The sequence below is a fragment of the Halolamina sediminis genome, from assembly GCF_001282785.1.
GTDB classification, from domain to species: domain Archaea; phylum Halobacteriota; class Halobacteria; order Halobacteriales; family Haloferacaceae; genus Halolamina; species Halolamina sediminis.
Map to the genome: position 1 here is coordinate 1844690 of NZ_CVUA01000001.1, position 19031 is coordinate 1863720.

Annotated in this window: 11 protein-coding genes and 3 pseudogenes; 6 read left to right on the forward strand and 8 right to left on the reverse strand. The window is 65.5% G+C overall.

Annotation, left to right across the window (positions count from 1 at the left end):
• Positions 1-131 precede the first annotated feature (131 nt).
• Both BN1959_RS09190 and BN1959_RS09195 read right to left on the reverse strand, forming a co-directional pair.
• The gene (locus tag BN1959_RS09190; protein WP_079978650.1) at positions 132-4037 is read right to left on the reverse strand and encodes a PAS domain-containing protein; all 3906 of its coding nucleotides are present in this window, start codon (positions 4035-4037) and stop codon (positions 132-134) included.
• 259 nt (positions 4038-4296) lie between these two features.
• Positions 4297-5223, reverse strand: coding sequence for an alpha/beta hydrolase (locus BN1959_RS09195; RefSeq protein WP_053948378.1), 927 nt, complete (start codon positions 5221-5223; stop codon positions 4297-4299).
• Positions 5224-5299: 76 nt separating this feature from the next.
• Here BN1959_RS09195 and BN1959_RS09200 point away from each other — a divergent pair, with 76 nt between their 5' ends.
• The 4 genes and pseudogenes from BN1959_RS09200 to BN1959_RS15500 form a co-directional block, all read left to right on the forward strand.
• The gene (locus BN1959_RS09200) at positions 5300-5545 is read left to right on the forward strand and encodes a DUF7120 family protein (RefSeq protein WP_053948379.1); all 246 of its coding nucleotides are present in this window, start codon (positions 5300-5302) and stop codon (positions 5543-5545) included.
• A 711-nt stretch (positions 5546-6256) separates the two neighbouring features.
• The gene (gene katG, locus BN1959_RS09205) at positions 6257-8416 is read left to right on the forward strand and encodes a catalase/peroxidase HPI (protein WP_053948380.1); all 2160 of its coding nucleotides are present in this window, start codon (positions 6257-6259) and stop codon (positions 8414-8416) included.
• Positions 8417-8540: 124 nt separating this feature from the next.
• Positions 8541-8993 (forward strand): annotated as a pseudogene (locus BN1959_RS15495) (hypothetical protein); the annotation flags it as partial.
• A 36-nt stretch (positions 8994-9029) separates the two neighbouring features.
• Positions 9030-9686: pseudogene (locus tag BN1959_RS15500) on the forward strand (sensor histidine kinase); the annotation flags it as partial.
• Between the two features lie 7 nt (positions 9687-9693).
• Here the strand turns inward: BN1959_RS15500 and BN1959_RS09215 are convergent.
• From BN1959_RS09215 to BN1959_RS09230, 4 genes and pseudogenes are all read right to left on the reverse strand, one after another.
• A complete protein-coding gene (locus tag BN1959_RS09215) occupies positions 9694-10188 on the reverse strand; it encodes an MFS transporter (RefSeq protein WP_053948382.1) in 495 nt (164 codons plus the stop codon).
• Between the two features lie 13 nt (positions 10189-10201).
• The gene (locus BN1959_RS15055; RefSeq protein WP_053948383.1) at positions 10202-10381 is read right to left on the reverse strand and encodes a hypothetical protein; all 180 of its coding nucleotides are present in this window, start codon (positions 10379-10381) and stop codon (positions 10202-10204) included.
• A gap of 75 nt (positions 10382-10456) precedes the next feature.
• Positions 10457-13258: a lamin tail domain-containing protein gene (locus tag BN1959_RS09225; RefSeq protein WP_237560320.1), complete on the reverse strand. Its 2802-nt coding sequence runs from the start codon at positions 13256-13258 to the stop codon at positions 10457-10459.
• 274 nt (positions 13259-13532) lie between these two features.
• Positions 13533-13766: pseudogene (locus tag BN1959_RS09230) on the reverse strand (TIGR00366 family protein); the annotation flags it as partial.
• Between the two features lie 116 nt (positions 13767-13882).
• On the opposite strand from BN1959_RS09230, the gene BN1959_RS09235 reads away from it, so the two are divergent.
• On the forward strand, positions 13883-14125 hold the full coding sequence (locus BN1959_RS09235) for a hypothetical protein (RefSeq protein WP_053948385.1): 243 nt from the start codon (positions 13883-13885) through the stop codon (positions 14123-14125).
• Positions 14122-14436, forward strand: coding sequence for a hypothetical protein (locus BN1959_RS09240; protein WP_202594663.1), 315 nt, complete (start codon positions 14122-14124; stop codon positions 14434-14436). Before BN1959_RS09235 ends, BN1959_RS09240 begins: the two co-directional genes overlap by 4 nt.
• A gap of 41 nt (positions 14437-14477) precedes the next feature.
• Here the strand turns inward: BN1959_RS09240 and BN1959_RS09245 are convergent, their stop codons facing one another.
• Both BN1959_RS09245 and BN1959_RS09250 read right to left on the reverse strand, forming a co-directional pair.
• Positions 14478-16322: a S9 family peptidase gene (locus tag BN1959_RS09245; protein ID WP_053948386.1), complete on the reverse strand. Its 1845-nt coding sequence runs from the start codon at positions 16320-16322 to the stop codon at positions 14478-14480.
• Between the two features lie 60 nt (positions 16323-16382).
• Positions 16383-18755 (reverse strand): ATP-dependent DNA helicase, encoded by a 2373-nt coding sequence (locus BN1959_RS09250; protein WP_053949363.1) that lies wholly within the window; start codon positions 18753-18755, stop codon positions 16383-16385.
• Positions 18756-19031 lie beyond the last annotated feature (276 nt).

Genomic DNA, 19031 nt, shown 5'->3' on the forward strand with positions numbered 1-19031 from the left:
CGGTGGGCCGACGACGGCATAAGTGCCCCCCCTGTCGTTCCGATCGGTTCCGTTCGGGGTCGTCCCCAGTAGTTGAGACTGCTCTCTCAATACATAGGCCGCGGGCACAGTTTGCTCACTGACAACGGGTACTACGTCGATCGCTTGAACTCGAAGCGCGCCCCGCCATCGGTTCCGTCCGTCACCGAAACCGTCCAGCCGTGTGCCTTCGCGATATCGGCCACGATCGAGAGCCCGAACCCGGTTCCCCCTTCACTGGAGGTGACACCGTGTTTGAACACGTCGTCTCGCCTCTCTTGGGGAATCCCGCTGCCGGTATCCTCGACGTAGAACCCGTTGTGCTCATCTAGTCGACCCACAGTCACCATGACGTCAGCACCCCCGTGTTCGACTGCGTTCCGGAACAGATTCTCGAAGAGTTGGGTCAGGCGCCCTGCATCGCCAGTGACCGTCGGAACTCCATCTTCGACTGTAAGCGTTGCCTCCTCAGTGTCGACGTATCCCCACGCCTCCGTCGTAATACTCTCGAGGTCGATCTCTTCTGGATTCTCGATCGTCGTCTCCCCACGTGCCAGCGTCAGGAGGTCCTCGATGAGTCGTTGTATTCGGTCGTGTGCGGACTCGACTTTTTCAAAGTGCTCCGCGTTCCCCGTCTCCTCTGCGATTTCGAGGAACCCCATTGCGACGGAGAGCGGGTTCCGAAGGTCGTGGGCAACGACGCTCGCGAACTGGTCGAGTCGTTCGTTCTGTCGGTGTAGTTCTTCCTCCCTGCTCGCTCGTGCGAGTGCTGCCTCGACAGTCGCGCCGAGGATCCGGAACAGGTCGACGTCCGTCTCGGAAAAGACCTGCGTGGAAACTGACCCCGTCGACATGAGTCCATACTCACCCAGTGGGACGAGAATCTCACTCCGTATCTCTGTGTCCGGATTGTAGGGTTGACCCTGGGCTTGGACATCATCATATATCTGGGTTTCTCCGGACTCGAACACCTCCCAAGCGAGACTGTCTCCCGGAGTGAACCGGGGAGGCTCACCAAACAGGTCTCGTGCTGCGGACGTTTCCGTGATCGGGACGAGCACGTTCTCCCGGTCGTCGTACTCCCAAATGCCGGTGATATCGAGGTCGAGTATCTCGGCCGCGGCATCGACGGCGATTGCTCCGATCTCGTCGCTCGATTCAGCGCCGCTAAGCTGCTGTGCGGTGTCCTGAAGCGAACGGAGGCGAGCTTCCAGCTCTTTCTGTTCGGTGATGTCCTCCAAGACGGCGAGGATGCTCGTGGTTTCTCCGTCTGAATCTGTAACCAGCGCGACCGACAAGAGCAGGTCCAGTTCGTCCCCGGCCTTCGTCTCTCGCCGTATCTCCTTCGCTCGGATTCGCTCGCCGTTCAGGACGCGCTGGCGGTGTGAGGCGAACTCTTCTTGCTGCTCGTCCGGGACTATCGGATTGAACTCCCCAAGCACTTCTTCGCGCGACCAGCCGAACATGGTTTCAGCCTCGTCGTTCCAGCGGATGACGGCCCCGTCGGTGTCGATCTCCATGACGGTGAGTGGTGTGGCCTCGATGAGTGACTCCAGTCGCTGGTTCGTCGCTTCGAGTTCGCGCTCCCGTTCGACCTGCTCGGTGACGTTTCTGGCGATGCCCACGACGCGAACGGTCTCGCCATCGACGACGACCGGTGCGAGGCTGGTCTCCCAGAACTGCGCACCGTCACCGATGTCGAGCTCTTCGCGGTACGAGATCGGGGCACCCTGATCGACGCAGCGAGTGTAATTAGCCTCGAGTTCAGCACCCTCCTGGTCGCCGAACACGTCTCGTGGCGTCTTGCCGCGAACTTCCTCGGTCGTAATTCCGGTCTGTGACTCGTAGCCGGGGCTGAGTCTGGCGAACTCGAACGACGGGTCCTCACCAGCGGTATCGACGTCAAGCAAGAATATCGCGTCCCCGGACGTTTCGAGCAACGCTTCGTATTCCTTCGCGAGCTCTCGGTGCTCACGGCGTTCCGCTTTTCGCTCCGTTATATCCTGAAAAACACCCCGAAGTGCTGAGTCACCGCGCTGTGTGTCGTCGACGTATTCTCCCCAAGCCTGGACGTCACGCACCTCCCCGTCGGGCCGAACGATTCGGAGGTCGAGGTCGTACGGTTCCCCGTCTTCGATCGCTCGGTCGACTGCTGCGGTAATCGCCTCTCTGTCGTCGGGGTGGTAGAACTCGATCGCGTCGTCGAGCGTTGGCTCGAAGTCCTCGTCGACACGGTGAATCTGACGGACCCCGTCAGACCAGACGAGTTCGCCACTCGATGGGAAGTATTCCCAGATTCCGATGTCTGCGATATCCTGGACGTGGTCGAACAGGAACTCCTGACGTTCGAGTTCGGTACGGTCACGACGACGCGAGAGTTCGGTACTCACGAGTTGTGCTACCAGCTCGACGAACGTTCGTTCGAGCGCTCCGAACGGTGCGGCCCGCGTCGTTGGACTCGAGAAATTGACTGTTCCGTAGCGAGTGTCGTCGACGACGAGTGGCACGCCGATGTACGACGCTAACTCGAACTCACGGTAGGCAGGATGCGTCTCTTTTCCGTCGCTAACGGCGTCTGCGAACGAACAGACCGAATCCGTACCGACGACTTCCGCACAGTACGTCGATTCGAGGTCGAACTGATCGCCAGCTTCGATGTCGGCCTCCGGTGCGTGAACTGCTTCGACCGTGTAGTCGCTGTCCTGGATTCGCGAGACGATGCCGATTTCGAGTCCGAGCGTCTGACAGCCGACTTCCAGTAGCTTCTGGAGGCGTGATTCGGCCGAGACGTCGCTTTCTGCCATGACGGCTTGGAGGTCCTCGAGTGCGTCCCGCTCTCGTTCCAGTTGCCGCTTCACCTCGCTCTCTTCGGTGACGTCTCGAGCGACAACGAGCACCTGCTTGCTCTGTTTACTCTGGAACGGGGTTACTCGGACGTCGAACGTCCGCTCGCCGGTCCCGGCCACGACGTCGAGTTGGAGGTCTGCATCGTACAACCCGGGGGGCCCGCCATCGCTCTCGATCTCGTCGAGCGTCGATTCGACTGCTTGGGAGAATCGTGTTACATCGGGATCGCTAACGCGGTCACCGACGACCGTTTCGAGCTGTTGTCCTGTGAGTTGGGCCGACTGATCCCCTGCGAGCAACCGCTTCGCGGCCGTATTCGCGAACTCGACGTTCCCCGTCTCGTCGAGGACGAACACGACGTCGTGGATGTTCTCCAGAATCGCGTCACTGCGCTCTAGCTCCAGTTCCCGTTCTCGCTCGGTAGTAATGTCGCGTGAAAAGACGCTCAGCCCGTCGTCATCCGGGAACGCTCGCACTTCGACCCAGTAGTCGAACGGCTCTTCCAGACGCTGTTCGAACGATACCGGCTCACCAGTCTCCATCGCCGTTCGATACTTGTCTTCGAGTTCCGTCCCGACGATCGACGGAAACTCCTCCCAGATGGTTTCTCCGACGACCGCGCTGGGGTCACGATCGACTCGCTCGGCCATTTTGTCGTTCATATACTCGATTCGCCACTCGGTATCGACAGCGTAAATCGCGTCAGTTGCGCGTTCGAGCGTTCGCCGGAAGCGCCGTTTCGTCTGCTCGGCCTCCGTTCGTTTACGAGCAGCCTTCGTGAGCGTTCGGATTCGGGCCGCGAGCAGTGTGAAGTTATCACGCTCCGATCGGACTGGGATGTAGTCCGAGACGCCGGCACGAGTCGCTTCGCTCGCGATTTCCTCGCTTCCCTGTCCAGTAAAGAGGAGTATCGGAACATCGTCGTTCTGCTGGCGAACCGACTCTGTGAGCTCGATGCCGTCGGAACCTTCGATCGAATACGCCGTTACGATACAGTCGATCCGGTCCGCAGCAAGATATTGCAGTGCTTCGTCGGTACTGTCGGCAGGTATACAGTCGATCTCGGTACTCGTCTGTTGGAGCTTGGTTTGAACCAACTCCGCGAACGCGGGATCGGAGTTCACGTAGAGGACGCGGATTGGATCGTCCAGTTCGTCAGTAGTACCGAGCACAGTTACAGAGACTTGACTGTCTAACTGGTTAAATATTCCTTGCGAGACCCACTCGTAGTCTATTGAGGTCGCTGTCGACTGCAAAGCGAAATGAAAGAGTAGCCGGTTGGAGAGCGATCTGGGTTAGTTCCTACAAATAGAACTGGCAAAATTCACGGACGACAGCTCGGCTAAATACCGTATATCCTCAACCACCGGGTTGATATCGTCCTATACGGTTTGTTTGTTCGAACGGGGCCACGACGGCCGACAGCCCGACCTACCCCCGAAGCGCGTCGCTGAGATCCCGCCCGACGCGCGAGGCGACCGTCTCGGCGGCGTCGATCTCCATCGTCGCGAACCCGTGGACCTGTGCAGGGTAGTTCTCGTAGCGGACGTCGACGCCGTCGGCCAGCAGCTGTTCAGCGTACCTCTTGCCGGCGTCCCGAAGCGGGTCGAACCCCGCGGTGACTACCGTCGCGGGCGCGACGCCCGAGAGGTCGTCAGCCCGTGCGGGGTCGGCGTAGGGGTTGCGCTGGTGGATCTCGCTGCCGTAGTAGCACTTTTCGAAGAAACGCAGGTCCCCTTCGTTCAGCACGATTCCCGCGTTCTGTCGGACCGACTCCTGTTCCTCTTCGGCGCCGGTCGCCGGGTAGATAAGCGCCTGATGGGCCAGGTCTGGCCCGCCGCGTTCGGCGGCCATCAGCGCGACGATGGCCGCGAGCGTCCCGCCCGCGCTGTCGCCCGCGACCGCGAGCCCCTCGGCGCCACCGAGGGAGCCGGGGTTGGATGCGGCCCACTCCGTCGCCGCGTACGCGTCTTCGACGGCCGCGGGGAACGGATTTTCCGGCGCGAGCCGGTAGGCGACCGAGAGCACCGCACAGCCGCTCTCGCGGGCCAGCCGCCGGCAGAGGACGTCGTGGGTCTCCAGGCCACCGAAGACGTAGCCCCCACCGTGGAAGAACACGACCGTCGGACCGTCGCCCGTGTCGGCCGGCCGGTATCGGCGGGCCCTGAGCTCCCCGTCTGGGCCGGGGATCGTGAGGTCGGTGACGCTGCCGACCGCCGGGGGGTTCCGGTTCCCGTACTTCGCCGCTAGCCGGGCGACGGGACGGAGCAGCTTCAGCCCGAGCCGGCTGTGTGGAAGCGAGAATCGCTGCCTGTCGAGTGCCGCCTTCGCCTGCGGGTCGATCTCGTCTGCCTGCACGCGCCGACGTTCGACCGGCGGCGGGATATAGCCACCGAGCGGAAAATTCACACCGCTCCAGCGTGGAAGGGCAGATATGGCCCAGATCGAAGTCGACCTGCCCGACCGTATCACCGGCGAACTCGACCGACTCGTCGAATCCGGCGAGTTCCTGAACCGTGAGCGTGCCGTCGAGGACTTGCTCCAGCGCGGCGTCTCCGCCTACGACATCGAGGAGGAGCCCACCGAGGAACTGGACAGCGACCTGTTCACCCAGACCGTCGAGGACCAGCAGGACCCCGCGATGCAGGAGGGAAGCAACGAGGACGAACCGACGTTCTGAGCGCTCCCGCCGTCCCAGCTTTTTCCACGCGTCGTCGTTCCCCGAGCGTCGACGCCACGCTCGCTACCGAGCAGTGACTACCGGGCGTAGAAGCAAGTAAGGAGGACGACGCCCGATGTGGGGCGGGCGAACGTGAAGATCACGCCGGACCGTTGGGATGTGGGGTGGGGGATGCCGGAATGCGTCGGCGGAACGGTCCAGTGTCCTCCTTACTGCATCGAAACTAACGGGCTGCTGCATTATTTAACTGTCGGCTATACTGACCGAGCTGAAAGCTCACAGGGGCTATCAGGTCATCAGTTAGTCGGCGCCCCGTCGGGAAGCCGTTCGTCGTCGTCGGCTCGGGTCCGCCGTCGACCGCGGTGTCGGTAGTCTGCCGACGCGTCTGGTCCCTCGGTAGAACCGATGGCTTCCCCCATTTTCGGGAGACGTACCGGCCTCCTCTCAACGTCTATCCTCGTTGTTCAGCTGTGATCAGTGTTGCTCGCCCACAGTGCCCTCAAACAGCGTCTAAAACACCGGCTACATGGCCGTATACGCGATAGGAGGACCTGTGGTTACGCATTAATCGAAAAAGTGACTGTGCCTATTAGAAAATATATTTTCATAGTGGCTATTTTGATTTAACTATACGTAATTATATCTCCCCTACCACGAACGCCATGCCCAGGTTGGACAACCTTAAGACACGGAAGCCGCACTATACTCGTGATGGCAAAGACAAACCAAGAGTGGTGGCCACAGATGCTGAACGTGGACATCCTCGACGACAACGCACGGGACGTGAGCCCGTACGGGGAGGAGTTCGACTACGCGGAGGAGTTCGAGAAGCTCGACCTCGAGGAGGTGAAAGGCGACATCCGGCAGGTGATGATGGACTCGAAGGACTGGTGGCCGGCGGACTACGGCACGTACGGTCCCTTCTTCATCCGGATGGCCTGGCACAGCGCCGGGACCTACCGGACCGCCGACGGCCGCGCCGGCGCCGCCGGCGGCCTGCAGCGGCTCCCGCCCGAGAGTAGCTGGCCGGACAACATCAACCTCGACAAGGCGCGCCGCCTGCTCCAGCCGGTCAAGCTGAAGTACGGCCGCAAGCTCTCGTGGGGCGACCTGATCGTCCTCGCGGGGAACGTCGCCCTGGAGACGATGGGGTTCGAGACGTTCGGCTTCGCGGGCGGCCGCGACGACGAGTTCAAGTCCAACGAGGCGACCGTCTGGGGGCCCGAGCAGGAGTGGGAGGAGACCTCGCCCGAGCGCTTCGAGGACGGCGAAGTTGGCTACCTCAAGGACCCGCTCGCGAACACCGTGATGGGCCTCATCTACGTGAACCCGGAGGGGCCCTACGGCGAGCCCGACGTCGAGGGCTCCGCCGCGAACATCCGCGAGACGTTCTCCCGCATGGCGATGAACGACGAGGAGACCGTCGCCCTCATCGCCGGCGGCCACACGTTCGGGAAGGTCCACGGCGCCGACGACCCCGACGAGCACATGGGCCCCGAACCCGAGGCAGCGCCCATCGACGAACAGGGGCTCGGCTGGGACTACGACCTCGACGAGGTCCCCGGGATGATCACCAGCGGGATCGAGGGTCCCTGGACCGACGCGCCGACACAGTGGGACACGACGTACGTCGACAACCTGCTCGACCACGAGTGGACCTCGGTCAAGGGTCCCGGCGGCGCGTGGCAGTGGACGCCAGTCGACGCCGACGAGGTCGACGACGCCCCGGGCGCCCAGAACCCCGAGGAGTCGGAGGAGCCGATGATGCTGACGACCGACGTGGCGCTGAAGCACGACGACGACTACCGCGAGGTGCTGGAGCGCTTCCAGGAGAACCCCGACGAGTTCCAGGAGGCGTTCGCGAAGGCGTGGTACAAGCTCATCCACCGCGACATGGGCCCGCCCGAGCGACTCCTCGGCCCGGAAGTCCCCGACGAAACGTTCGTCTGGCAGGACCCGATCCCGGACGCCGACTACGACTTCGTCGGTGACGAGGAGATCGCCCACCTGAAAGAGGAGATCCTCGCGACGGATCTGACCGTCCCTCAGCTCGCGAAGACTGCGTGGGCCTCCGCATCGACGTACCGCGACAGCGACAAGCGCGGCGGCGCCAACGGCGGCCGCATCCGCCTCGAACCCCAGCGCAGCTGGGAGGTCAACGAGCCCGAGGAGCTCGCGACGGTGCTGGAGACGCTCGAAGGCGTGCAGGCGGCGTTCAACGACTCGCGTGACGACGACGTGCGCGTCTCGCTCGCGGATCTGATCGTCCTCGGCGGCAACGCGGCCGTCGAGCAGGCCGCCGCCGACGCCGGCTACGACGTGACGGTGCCGTTCGAGCCCGGCCGCACCGACGCGACCGCGGAGCAGACCGACGAGGAGTCCTTCGAGCACCTCGAGCCGAAGGTCGACGGCTTCCGGAACTACCTCGGGAGCGGCGACTACGACGACATGTACGACTCCCCCGAGGAGCGCATGGTCGACAAAGCCGAGCTGCTGAACCTCACGGTGCCCGAGATGACGGCACTGGTCGGCGGGATGCGTTCGCTGGGCGCGACCTACGGCGACAGCGACCGCGGCGTGTTCACCGACGAGCCGGGCACGCTGACCAACGACTTCTTCGACGTCCTGCTCGACATGGAGTACGAGTGGGTCTCCGTCGACGAGGACGACGAGGTGTTCGAGGTCCGCGACCGCGAGACCGGCGAGGCCGAGTACGACGCGACCCGCCTCGACCTCATCTTCGGCTCGAACGCCCGACTCCGGGCCACCGCGGACGTCTACGGCGCCGACGACGGCGAGGAGCAGCTCGTCGAGGACTTCGTCGACGCGTGGACGAAGGTCATGCGGAACGACCGCTTCGACCTGGAGTAAACGCGACACCCTCAGTTTTCGAGTTTTTCTTCGACGGTTAGCCGCCGGGCTCGGGAGTGGAAGGCGGCGAGTACACAACAGGAGCCGGCCTGGGGACCGGACCATTGTCACATACCACAACTATATGCCCACCGGGAAGCCAGGGGAATCACATCGAGATGGCCGACACCGACGGTGCCGAACGGGGGTGGGCGCCGCCCCGACTGGTGAGGCTGGTTCCACACCTCGTTTTCGCCGCGGCGGGCTGGTGCTGTTCGTCGGGCTCTCCCAGTTCGCGCTGCTGCTGCTCGACGGCGGGTCGGCGACGATCGCGCTGCTCGATCTGGTGTTCATCGGCGGCCCGGGGGCGATACTCGTGTACGCCGGCTACTGGCTTCCGGGGTCGGAGATACCCGCGAACTACTACCCCCGAATCCTCGGCTGGATCAGCGGCGGCGTGGCCGTGATGTTCGGCTTCATCCTGCTGTGCGACCTCCACCCGGGCGTCAGCGCCGATTGGTCCGTCGGAACCCAGGCCATCGCGCTGATGATCGGCTCGATCGGCGGGCTGATGATCGGCGTCGAGCAGACGACCGCGAGGGTCCGCGCCGAGGAGCTCGAAACGCGGGCCCGCGAACTCACCGAACAGGAGCGCCGGCTCACCCGGCAGAACGAACAGTTAGAGCAGTTCGCCGACGTTGTCTCCCACGACCTGCGGAACCCGCTGAACGTCGCACAGGGCCGGCTGACGCTTGCCCAGGAGGAGTGTGACAGCGAGCACCTCGACGACGTCGATCAGGCCCACGCTCGGATGGAAACACTCATCGAGGACCTGCTCACGCTGTCCCGGCAGGGGGACACCGCCGTCGATCCGGAGCCGATCGACCTCGCGACCGTGGCCCGGAACTGTTGGTCGAACGTAAAAACGGGCGACGCCGAGCTGTCGGTCGCCCTCGACCGAGCCATCCTCGCCGACGAGAGCCGCGTGAAACAGCTCCTGGAGGACCTCGTTCGGAACGCGATCGAACACGGGGCGGCGGGGGAGCCCGTGACGATCACCGTCGGGGAGCTGCCCGAGGGGTTCTACGTCGAGGACACCGGGCCCGGGATCCCCGAGCCGGAGCGCGGCGACGTGTTCGAGGCCGGCTACTCGACCAACCGGAACGGGACGGGGTTCGGTCTGAGCATCGTCGCGGAAGTCGTCGACGCCCACGGGTGGGAGATCAGCGTCGTCGAGGGGACAGAGGGGGGCGCCCGGTTCGAGATCACCGGCGTCGAGTTCGCCGGATAGCCGTCGGTCAGGCCCACCGCCCGGCGATCCCGACCGCACCGGCGCCGGCGACGAGAAACGCCGGCTCGTACGTCCCGAGCGCGTCGTACGTCGCGCCCGCGGCGGCGGGCGCGAGCAGCCCTGAAACCGCGAACGCCACGGAAACGAGGCCGAACACCGCGTTGATGTTCTCGCGACCGAACAGCGCCGCGACCAGCGGCGACAGCAGCGCGCCGTTGCCGCCGTAGGCCAGCCCGAACACGAGTGCGAACGCGCCGACCCCGGCCGTCGACGACGCGACCGCCAGCCACAGCGTCGCCAGCCCCATCACCACGGAACAGGCCACAAACACCCGTACCCGCCCAACGGTGTCGGCGACGTGCCCGATCGCGACGCGGCCGAGCGCGCTCGTGAGGCCGACCGTCGCCAGCGCCCACGGTCCGACCGCGGCCGGCAGGCCCATCCCCGACGCGTAGAGCACGAGATGTGCGAGGACGGCGTACAGCGAGCCATAGATCAGCACCCAGCCCGCCCGCTCAGAGGTAGATCGCAACCGTCTGGACGGCGAACGCGAGCGAGGCTGGCCCACGCGCGCCGCCGAAGGCGTCAACGATCCGTTCGAGGAAAACCCCGAAGGAGTAGCTCAGGCCGAAAACGACGAACGTCCCCAGAAACGAGGCCGCGACGACCGCCCAGCCGTAGTACGGACGCCGCATCGGTAACGGGCTGTCCCGCCGGGAAGAAAACGGTTCGGTCGGGATGTCCCCACCCCCAGCCCGCATCTCGGCCAGTCAGTAGCTGTAACTGTCCACGGTTTCGCCGTCGGCGTCGGCCAGGGTCGCCGTATCTCCGCCGTTGTTCCAGACGTAGCCTTCATCCCAGTTCCGGAGGATATCGGCGTCGGGGACCGTGCCGCCAGACTTCCCGTCGTTGGAGACGACGACCGTCTCGCCCGCACCGAGCGCGGTGGCGGGGAACGTGTAGGTATGGTCGGCCGCGTCGCCAACGCTCCAGTTCTCCATCTCGACGGTGGCCGAGCCGGTGTTCTCCATCAGCACGTACTCGGTTTCACCGCTGACTTCGACGATAGTGACGCTCGGACTCTCGCCGCCGCCGTCCGTTGACGCCGTGAACGGGTCGAACAGCTCCGTCCCGTCGGCGAAGTTCGTGGTCGCCGGGTTGCTCGCCCCGGCGAGGTTGTCGTCGCCGTCGGTGACCGCGGTAGTAGTGAAGCCGACGTCGGCGTCGAGATCGGCGAGGAGTGGGTCGAAGTTGCCGAGCGCATCGGTGTCCGCGGCGGTCCCCAACAGGACGATCGCGCCGCCGGCGTCCGCGAACGTCGTGATACGGTCGCGCTCGTCGGTGGAGAGCGCCTCCGTCGGCGTCGAGACGACCAGGGCGCTCGCGACCGTCTCGTCGCCGTCGAGCAGTGCGGGGCCGTTGTCGTCCAGCAGGTCGTTGGTGGGCTGGAACGCGATCGAGTCGAGCGCGGCCGTGGACTGGCCTTCGAGGTAGCGCTGGTAGTAGGCGGCGTCCTCGGCGGCGATCGAGAAGCCGGCATTGAACTGGCCGTGGCCGCCGTCGATCAGCACGCGCCCGTCGATGCCGCCTGCGAGGCGGTCGATCACGTTGGTCAGGAACGGGTACTGGCCGTAGCCCTCGATGCCGGGGCCACCCTCGTCCGACTCGAACTCCTCGTCGACGATCGGCCCGCCGAGGACTGCAACGCCGGCGTCGTCGTCGAGCGCGACGAGCGGGTCGTCGCCCTCGGAGGAGACGACGGTCGTGCCACCCGACACCGCGACCGGCTCGGGGAAGAACAGCGACTCGACGGCCGAATCGCCGGACTCCGGCACCGCGCTCGTGTCGGAGACGGACCAGAGGTTCGTGCCGGCGTCACGTGCGGCCCGCTCGTGGTCCCAGTACCGATCGTGGTTCGCGAACCCCGAGGAGTAGAGCCGGGCGTAGCCGTCTTCGATCACGCGTTCGTTGTACACGTCGCCGTTGGGGAGTTCGAGATACCCCAGCAGGCGCCCGTAGCTCCCACGAAGCGGCTCGTTGTCGTCGAACGTGAGCGTGACCGTCTCGCCGTTCAGGAGATCCTCCGCGTACGCCGAGGCGGCGTCGGCCTCCTCCCGGAGCGCATCGCCGTCGGTGACGCCCTCGTACTCTTCGATCCGCTCCTCGGTGTCGCCCGTCTCGGCCGTGTCGACGCCGAGGATCCGAACGGTCTTTTCGGTGCCGTCGGCGAACTGGACGTCGGCCGTGTCGCCGTCCGCGACGCTGACAACGTCCACCTCGTAGGACTCGTCACGATCCAGTTCGAGACCAATCCCCGCGCGTTCCCCAAACAGGCTGGGATGGTCGTCGGTGTTGAACTGTGTCGTCGTGAACGCGAAGTCGCCGTCACCGTTCAACACCTGATTGTCGTTGAACCGGATCGCCGTCGACAGCGCCGCCGCGATCTCGTTGAGGTTGCTCGTCGCGTCGAAGTTGTTGTAGTCGGACTGATCCATGAGGACGACCAGCCCGCCGTCGTCGGCAAACGACGCGAGCGCCTCGAGCTCCGCGTCCGAGAACGTGTCCGCGGGGGAGGTGATCACGACACCGTCAGCGTCGGCCAGATCGGCCGCGATGTCGGTGGTCGCCGACAGCGTGTAGTCGGCGTCCTCGACGTACGTCTCGATCGCGGTGTGTGCCGCCAGATCGTAGAACTGCCCGTGGCCCTCGTCCCAGAGTACCGTCCCCGACCCCAGCTCGCGGTCGAAGAGATTCAGGAACAGCTCGTCGTTACCGTACTGGGCGAACGCCGTGTCGTCTTGGACGAACGGGACGCCGGCCGCGAAGATCCCGTCGTCGTACGCCATCAGCGGCAACGGGTCGTCGTCGCCGTAAGGAACGGAGTCGCCGTTGCCGTCCTCATCGACGGACTGTGCACCGGCCTCGGCCCTAACGACGATTTGTTCGTCAGTGAGGCCACCGGGGTCGCCCGGCAGTTCGCCGTCGGGGAGCGAGCCCGGGGTGTCGGTACCGAGCAAGCTGGCCGTCGAGTCGAAGCTGAGCGTCCCGATCAGCTCCTCCGGGACGGGCTCGGACTCCTCGTCGCCCCCGTCGTCGGACCCGTCCTGTGGCGGCTCCCCTGCGCCGTGGATCGTCAGGTCCACGTCGTAGCTGTCGGTCGATATCTCGGTCGTGTCGATGTAGACGCCCAAGGGGATCGACTCCCCGATACCCAGCTCTACTGCATCACCTTCCGAGAACTGCGTGTCACGGTTCGAGTGAGTGTAGAGATAGAACGCCCCGTCGGCGAACGTCGACGACTCGACGCTCGTCCAGACGTACGTCGACGACGTTCCCTGGTTCTGGACCCACAGCGTGTCGTCGAACGTGTACGTCGAGTCTCCGCCGACGCCCACCCCACCGTTGCTGTTGCCGCTGAAGTCTAGCACCACCTGTCCGTCGTCCTCGTCGACGAACGCCCCGTTCTGGTCACCCGGCCCCAACGCGAGGTAGGCGTTCGAGTCGCCCGTGACGGTGACCTCCGCCTGTCGATTCGCCTCCACTGTCGAGAACGCGCCGGATCCGAGAGCCATGCTCGTTCCCGCCGCCGTCCCGACCCCGATGAGTAGATTACGCCGTTTCATTGGTGTCTCCCCGAACTGGCCGCTCCGACCGCCCGGGATACCGCCGACGGTCCACACGGACCGTCCACGTGTCTGACATTCGCAAAGAAACGTGGATAAACGTAGCTATTACCCCTATATAATACCTACAAACATGAGATACTGCGATGGACGGCTCGCTACCCAAACAGCGACGCAACCCCAGAGAACGACCACCGACGAGGACGGAACTCTCCCGTCGTGATCAGTACGGCACTGCGTACAGCACGATCGCGAGGAACGGGACCAGCGCCAGCAGCATCGCGATCGCGTAGCCGAACATCTCCCGCGCTTTCACGCCGGTGATTGCCAGCAACGGCAGCGCCCAGAACGGGTTCAGCAGGTTCGTGTGGGCGTCGCCGACCGCGTACGCGATCGTCGCCTGCCCGTAGGGAACGCCGAGATCCTGTGCAGCCTGCAGCACCGAGGGGCCGACGACTCTCACGCCCACCGGTCCCGCGACGGAACGTATCCGCTCAGTCCGACTTCTCAGGCGGGTGCAGGCTTCCGTGTGAACGCCGAACTATTGATACGCTGTCAGTGCTACGTGTTCGTATGGACAATTCGATCCAACAGCTCCGGGACTTCGGGACGCGATCGCTGGTGCTCCACGGGCTGATGGGGCTCTCGTTCGTCTGTGCGGTCGCCTCGGCGTTCACACTCTCCGGACAGGTGGGGCTGGTGTCGTTCGTCGCCTTCGTCAACCTCACCGCGGGGCTGTGGATCTCCCACTCCGTCCACTCGCTGGGTAACTCCTTCACCGACGACGACTACGACGGGGTGTTGAGCCACCTATGAGCAGTTCCCCTGGCATCTTCGACGACGTGGCTTGGGAGCGGTTCCTCCGCATCGGCGCGCTCATCGCGTTCGTCACGGCGACGTTCGTCTTCACCGCCTCCGAAATACTTCCGGGCGACCTGTCGACGATCGCGATCGGCGCCATCGGGTCGGTCGGGGTCGTGACCGCGATCATCGGCTTCCTGATCGCCGCGGCGTCGACGTTCGACCACGCCGAGGAGCGGGCCGAAGGCGCCTCGAATCCGGAAGCCGACCCCAACCGAGAGCGAGACGAGAGTCCGCGAGCGAGCGACAGCAAAGAAGCCGAGTAGGCCGTCCCGGGAACGATCGGCCGAACCGTGGGCGCCGTCGCCTACAGTTCGGGCGTCGTCGTCGCCTGCGGTAGCCGACGCTTGAGGAAGTCATCCAGCGTGCGCAGCATCCGGATCTTCTGGTCGATGTCCGAGGAGGCGTGGCCCTCCTCGCCGAGCTCGACGTATTCGTAGTCCGCGTCTTCGCCTTCCTCGAACCCGGCTTCCTCCAGCGCGTCCCGGAAGATTCGGGCCTGCGAGACGGGGACGCGGCGGTCGTTGACGCCGTGGACCATCAGCAGCGGCGCCGCGAGGTTCTCGACGTGGGTCACCGGCGAGCGCTCCCGGTAGAGCTCGGGGTTCTCCGTGGGCGTGCCGAGGTACTTCTCCATGAGCTCGGTCCGGAAGTGCGGCATCGTGTTCTCGAACATGTCTTCCAGATCGGTCACGCCGATCCACGCGATCCCCGCGGCGTACAGCTCGGGGTACTGGACCATCTGCCAGTACGCCGAGTAGCCGCCGTAGGAGCCGCCGAACACGACGACGCGCTCCTCGTCGACCCAGTCCTCGGCGGTGACCTGTCGGACGGCCTCGGCGATGTCCGCCTGCTCGCCGCCGCCCCAGTCGTCGTAGAGGCGCTCGACGAACTCCCGGCCCCGACCGGTCGAGCCGCGATAGTTCACTTTCAGCACCGAGTACCCCCGTGAGAGCAGGAACTGGGTGTACATGTCGAACGTCTTGTAGTCCGCGGCTCGGGGGCCACCGTGAGGGTTGACCACCAGCGGCGACGGCCGTTCGCCGGAGTCGTACAGCAGCGCGCCGATCTCGAGGCTGTCGTGGCTCTCGAAGGTGAAGTACTCGGCCGGGACGAAGCGGGCGGGGTCGAACTCGCCGTACTCCGCGGCCAGTAGCGTCTCCGTCCCGCCCGTCCTGAGGTCGTGGGCCAGCAGGTCCGACCGGCTGTCGGAGGTGGTGTGGTTCACGAGCACGCGGTCGCCGTCGAGGGCCGGGGCACGGGCGCCGGAGAACGCGGCGACGCCCTCGGGTACGTCGAGTTCGCGGCTCTCGCCGCTCTCGATGTCGTACACCAGCGGCACGACCGCAGCATCGCGGGTCCGGAGCGCGAGGAACCGCTCGCCGTCGGGGAGGAACGCCACCGGGCTCTCCTCGGCGGTCAGATCGCCGAACCACGCCACGTCGTCGCTCTCCAGATCGTAGACGCCACAGCGACTGAAGTTCTCGGTGTTGTCCGAGACCAGCAGGCGGCCGCCGTCGGGACTCCAGTCGGCGAAGCTGGCCTCGGCGCCGTCCTCGCCGATGTGGAGGTTCCGCGGGTCGGAGCCGTCGGCGGCGGCGACGTACACGTCCTGATTGTTGTAGTCGTCGGACTCGTTGGTCGTGTACGCCAGCCGATCGACGTCGGGCGAGAAACCGCCGCTGCCGGCCGCACGGTCGTAGTCGGTCAGCTTCGACACCTCACCCGAGGGGAGGTCGTACGCGAAGAGGTTCATCTGGCCGTCGCGGTTCGAGCCAAGCAGGAGCGTCTCGCCGTCGTCGGCCACCTCGACCAGCGCGGTCTGCCCGTCAAGCTCGGTGAGCTGTTCGACCTCGCCCTCCCGCTCGCCGCGGACGCCGATCCGGTAGATGTCGTTCTGCTCGTTACCGCCCTCGTCGTCGTGAAAGTACACCCAGTCGCCGTCGGCGCTCCAGTCGACGTGCCAGCGGGCGTTGCGGGGCACTTCGCCGTCGCTGATCTGTCGGCGCTCGCCGGTCTCCACGTCGAGGACGTGGAGTTCGTTCCGGCCGGTGACGTCGTAGTAGAGGGCGACGCGGTCGCCGTCGGGGGACGCGACGGCGTGCTGGAAGCTCGGAAGGCTCGCGAGGCGTTCGAGGAAGTCGTCTGCCATAGCCACACTCTCTCACCCCGGGGGTAAAGTGTTGACTGAACAGTCAGTATGGGCCGGCTTTCAGCGGTGCTGGTCCCAGAAGCGCTCGACGCCGAAATCCAGCATATCCGGCGAAACGGGCTGGAACTCCTCTCGCTCCCGTTCGGGCAGGTACTCCCGGACCGAGTTCCAGGATGCCCGCGCATAGCGGGCGTCGACGAGCGCACGGATGCCGACTTCCTCGGGGCCGCGGATCACGCGGCCGATGGCCTGCCGGGCTTTGCGGACCGCCGGGACCGTCAACGCAGTTTCGAACCCATCTCCAAACTCGCGGTCGTAGGCGGTCCGAACCGCCCGCGTGCGCGGCGAGGCGGTGTTGATGATCGGCACACCGCAGACGACCGCCGCCGCGAGTCGGTCGCCCTGATAGTCGACGCCCTCGGTCAGCGTCCCGCGGATGCTCGTCACCAGGGCTTTCGGCTCGCCCTGGAAGAACTCGGCTTTCAGTTCCTCGGTCACTTCGTCCGTCGAGGAACTGTCGAGCAGCACGGGCTTCTCGAGGCGGTCCTCGAGTTCGGCGGCCATCCACTCGGCTTCGCCGTAGCTGGGCATTCCCACGAGCACGTTCCCCGGCGAGCGCGCGACGGTGGCAGCGGCGTCGACGTGCATCCGACGGCACTCGGTCCCCTCGCCCGGTTCACCCCGGTTCCCGTACGTGAACTTCGGTGCGTCGACGGCGAAGGAGGCGCGGTTCCCCTCGGGGAACCCCAGCCCGTAGCTCCGAGTCGTGACCGGCCGCCCCTCCGATTCGAGGTGGTTCAACCCCGTCACCTCCCGGAACACGTCGAGCGGCTCGAGCGTCGCGCTCATCAGGACGCCGCCGCCGAACTCCGCGAGTTGGTCGCCGATCGCGCGACTGGGGACGCAGTTGTGCAGGGAGAGCCGCGCGTTGTACGCCCGGCGCCAGGAGTCCGGCCGCTCCGTCTCGTCCCATGTCCGCGAGAGTTCGACCTCGCGGAAGAACGACTCGTGATCCTCGCGGTACCACGCGTTCAGCACTCGACCGACCGCCGTGACCGCCCGCGAGGCGTCCTCCTCTTCGACCTCGTTCAGGATCCGGGCGACGACGGCGCCGACGACTGCCGCCCGCGACCAGACCGCCTCGCCGAACCCCTCACGCTCCGCCCACTCGGTGATTTCGTCGGGCTGAGGCGTCTCTGGGTCCCGCAGCGGCAGTTCGTGGTCCTCCAGTTCGGTCAACTCCGCGCGCCAGCCCGGGCGCTCGCGGTTGAGGTGGGCTTTTACCCGCCGATCCAGCTCCTCGCGCAACGATTCGCAGAAATCCCGCAAATTGCGAAGTTCGTCCAGTTTCACGTCGCTCTCCTGCAGCTCCCCGCGGACGAGGTCGGCGTCGTCGTTCCCCGTCGAAGGCGTCGCCTCGTCGGCGAACTCGACTGCTTGGAGAATCCGCGTCAGTTCCGACACCGCGTCGCGCAGGGTCCGGTCGCCCACGCCGTCGCTCACCAGATCCCGCACCCGTGGTTCGAGCATGTGCGCCTCGTCACAGACGACGAACGTCGAGTCGTCGACGAGCGCGCCGGTGAACTGCCCCGACGTGGTTGGGTCGAACGCGTGGTAGTAGTTCCCGATCACGACCTCGACGTGGCCGAGGACCGCCCCCATCACCGAGTGCGGGCAGCTCCCGTGGCTCGCCGCGAGGCCGACCAGCTCCTCGGTGTCGATCAGCCCGCGGTCGGTGAAGTCGAACGGCACCGCCTCCGCGGGATCGCCGTCCTCCGGGAGGTCGGCGAGGTACTGCGCGTAGAACGGGCAGTACTCCGTGCTCCCCGTGCCGGTGCCGTACTCCTCGGTGTCCGGGCGGTACGGCGTCGGTTCCCCCGCGGTTTCGAGATAGTCGGCGCCGGCGCTGCCCGAGTCAGCGATTCCGACCTGCTGGCTACGGGCCTGACTCGCGAGCGCGTCGGCAGTCGTCGGTCCGCCGTCGCTGGTGAGGTTCCGAGTGCGCTCGCGCAGCCCCTCACAGCGGTCGTACACGTTCTCGTCGTCGACGCCGCCGCGGTTCTCGCGGGCGTACGGGCACACGTCGGCCTTCCCGACGAGCGTCAGCCCCGAGACGGGGTCGTACGCCTCGGGGAGGTTCTCGTTGATCGTCCCGAGATCCGCCTCGAACTGGCGCAGCTGCTGCTTGACGCTTGTGAGGACCAGCACGCGCTCGAAGTCGGAGTCCGGATCCCGCACTCGGTCCAGCCCCGCAGAAAGCGCGAGCATCGTCTTTCCCGTTCCACAGGCGCCCTCGAGCGCGAGGAAGCCGCCGTCGTCCGCTGCGTCGAGGGCCGCCTCGATCCCGTCACGCTGCTCGGGGTACGGTTCCGGGTGGCCGAACAGGTCGCGCCAACTCACTACCGGAGACTGGGCGGCGGCCAGTTTAGGCATGTCGAACGTGGCCGCGTTCCCGCCCTTGAACGCTCGGCCGACCACTCAAGTACGATGACGGGACCACCCACCCCGTGACCTGAGACGGCCGGGTGGGAGACGAGGCGGGAGCGCGAGAGATCCCACCCCGATGCAGTCTCGCCTGTCAGCCAACCTCCAACCCCGTCGCAGGTGCGGGACGACGAGGAGCCTCGCTAGGTGTCCGTGAGTGGGTAACGTTTACTACAGCTCACGTAAACGTACCGTCCGAATGCTATCTCCTTCGGCTCACACGAA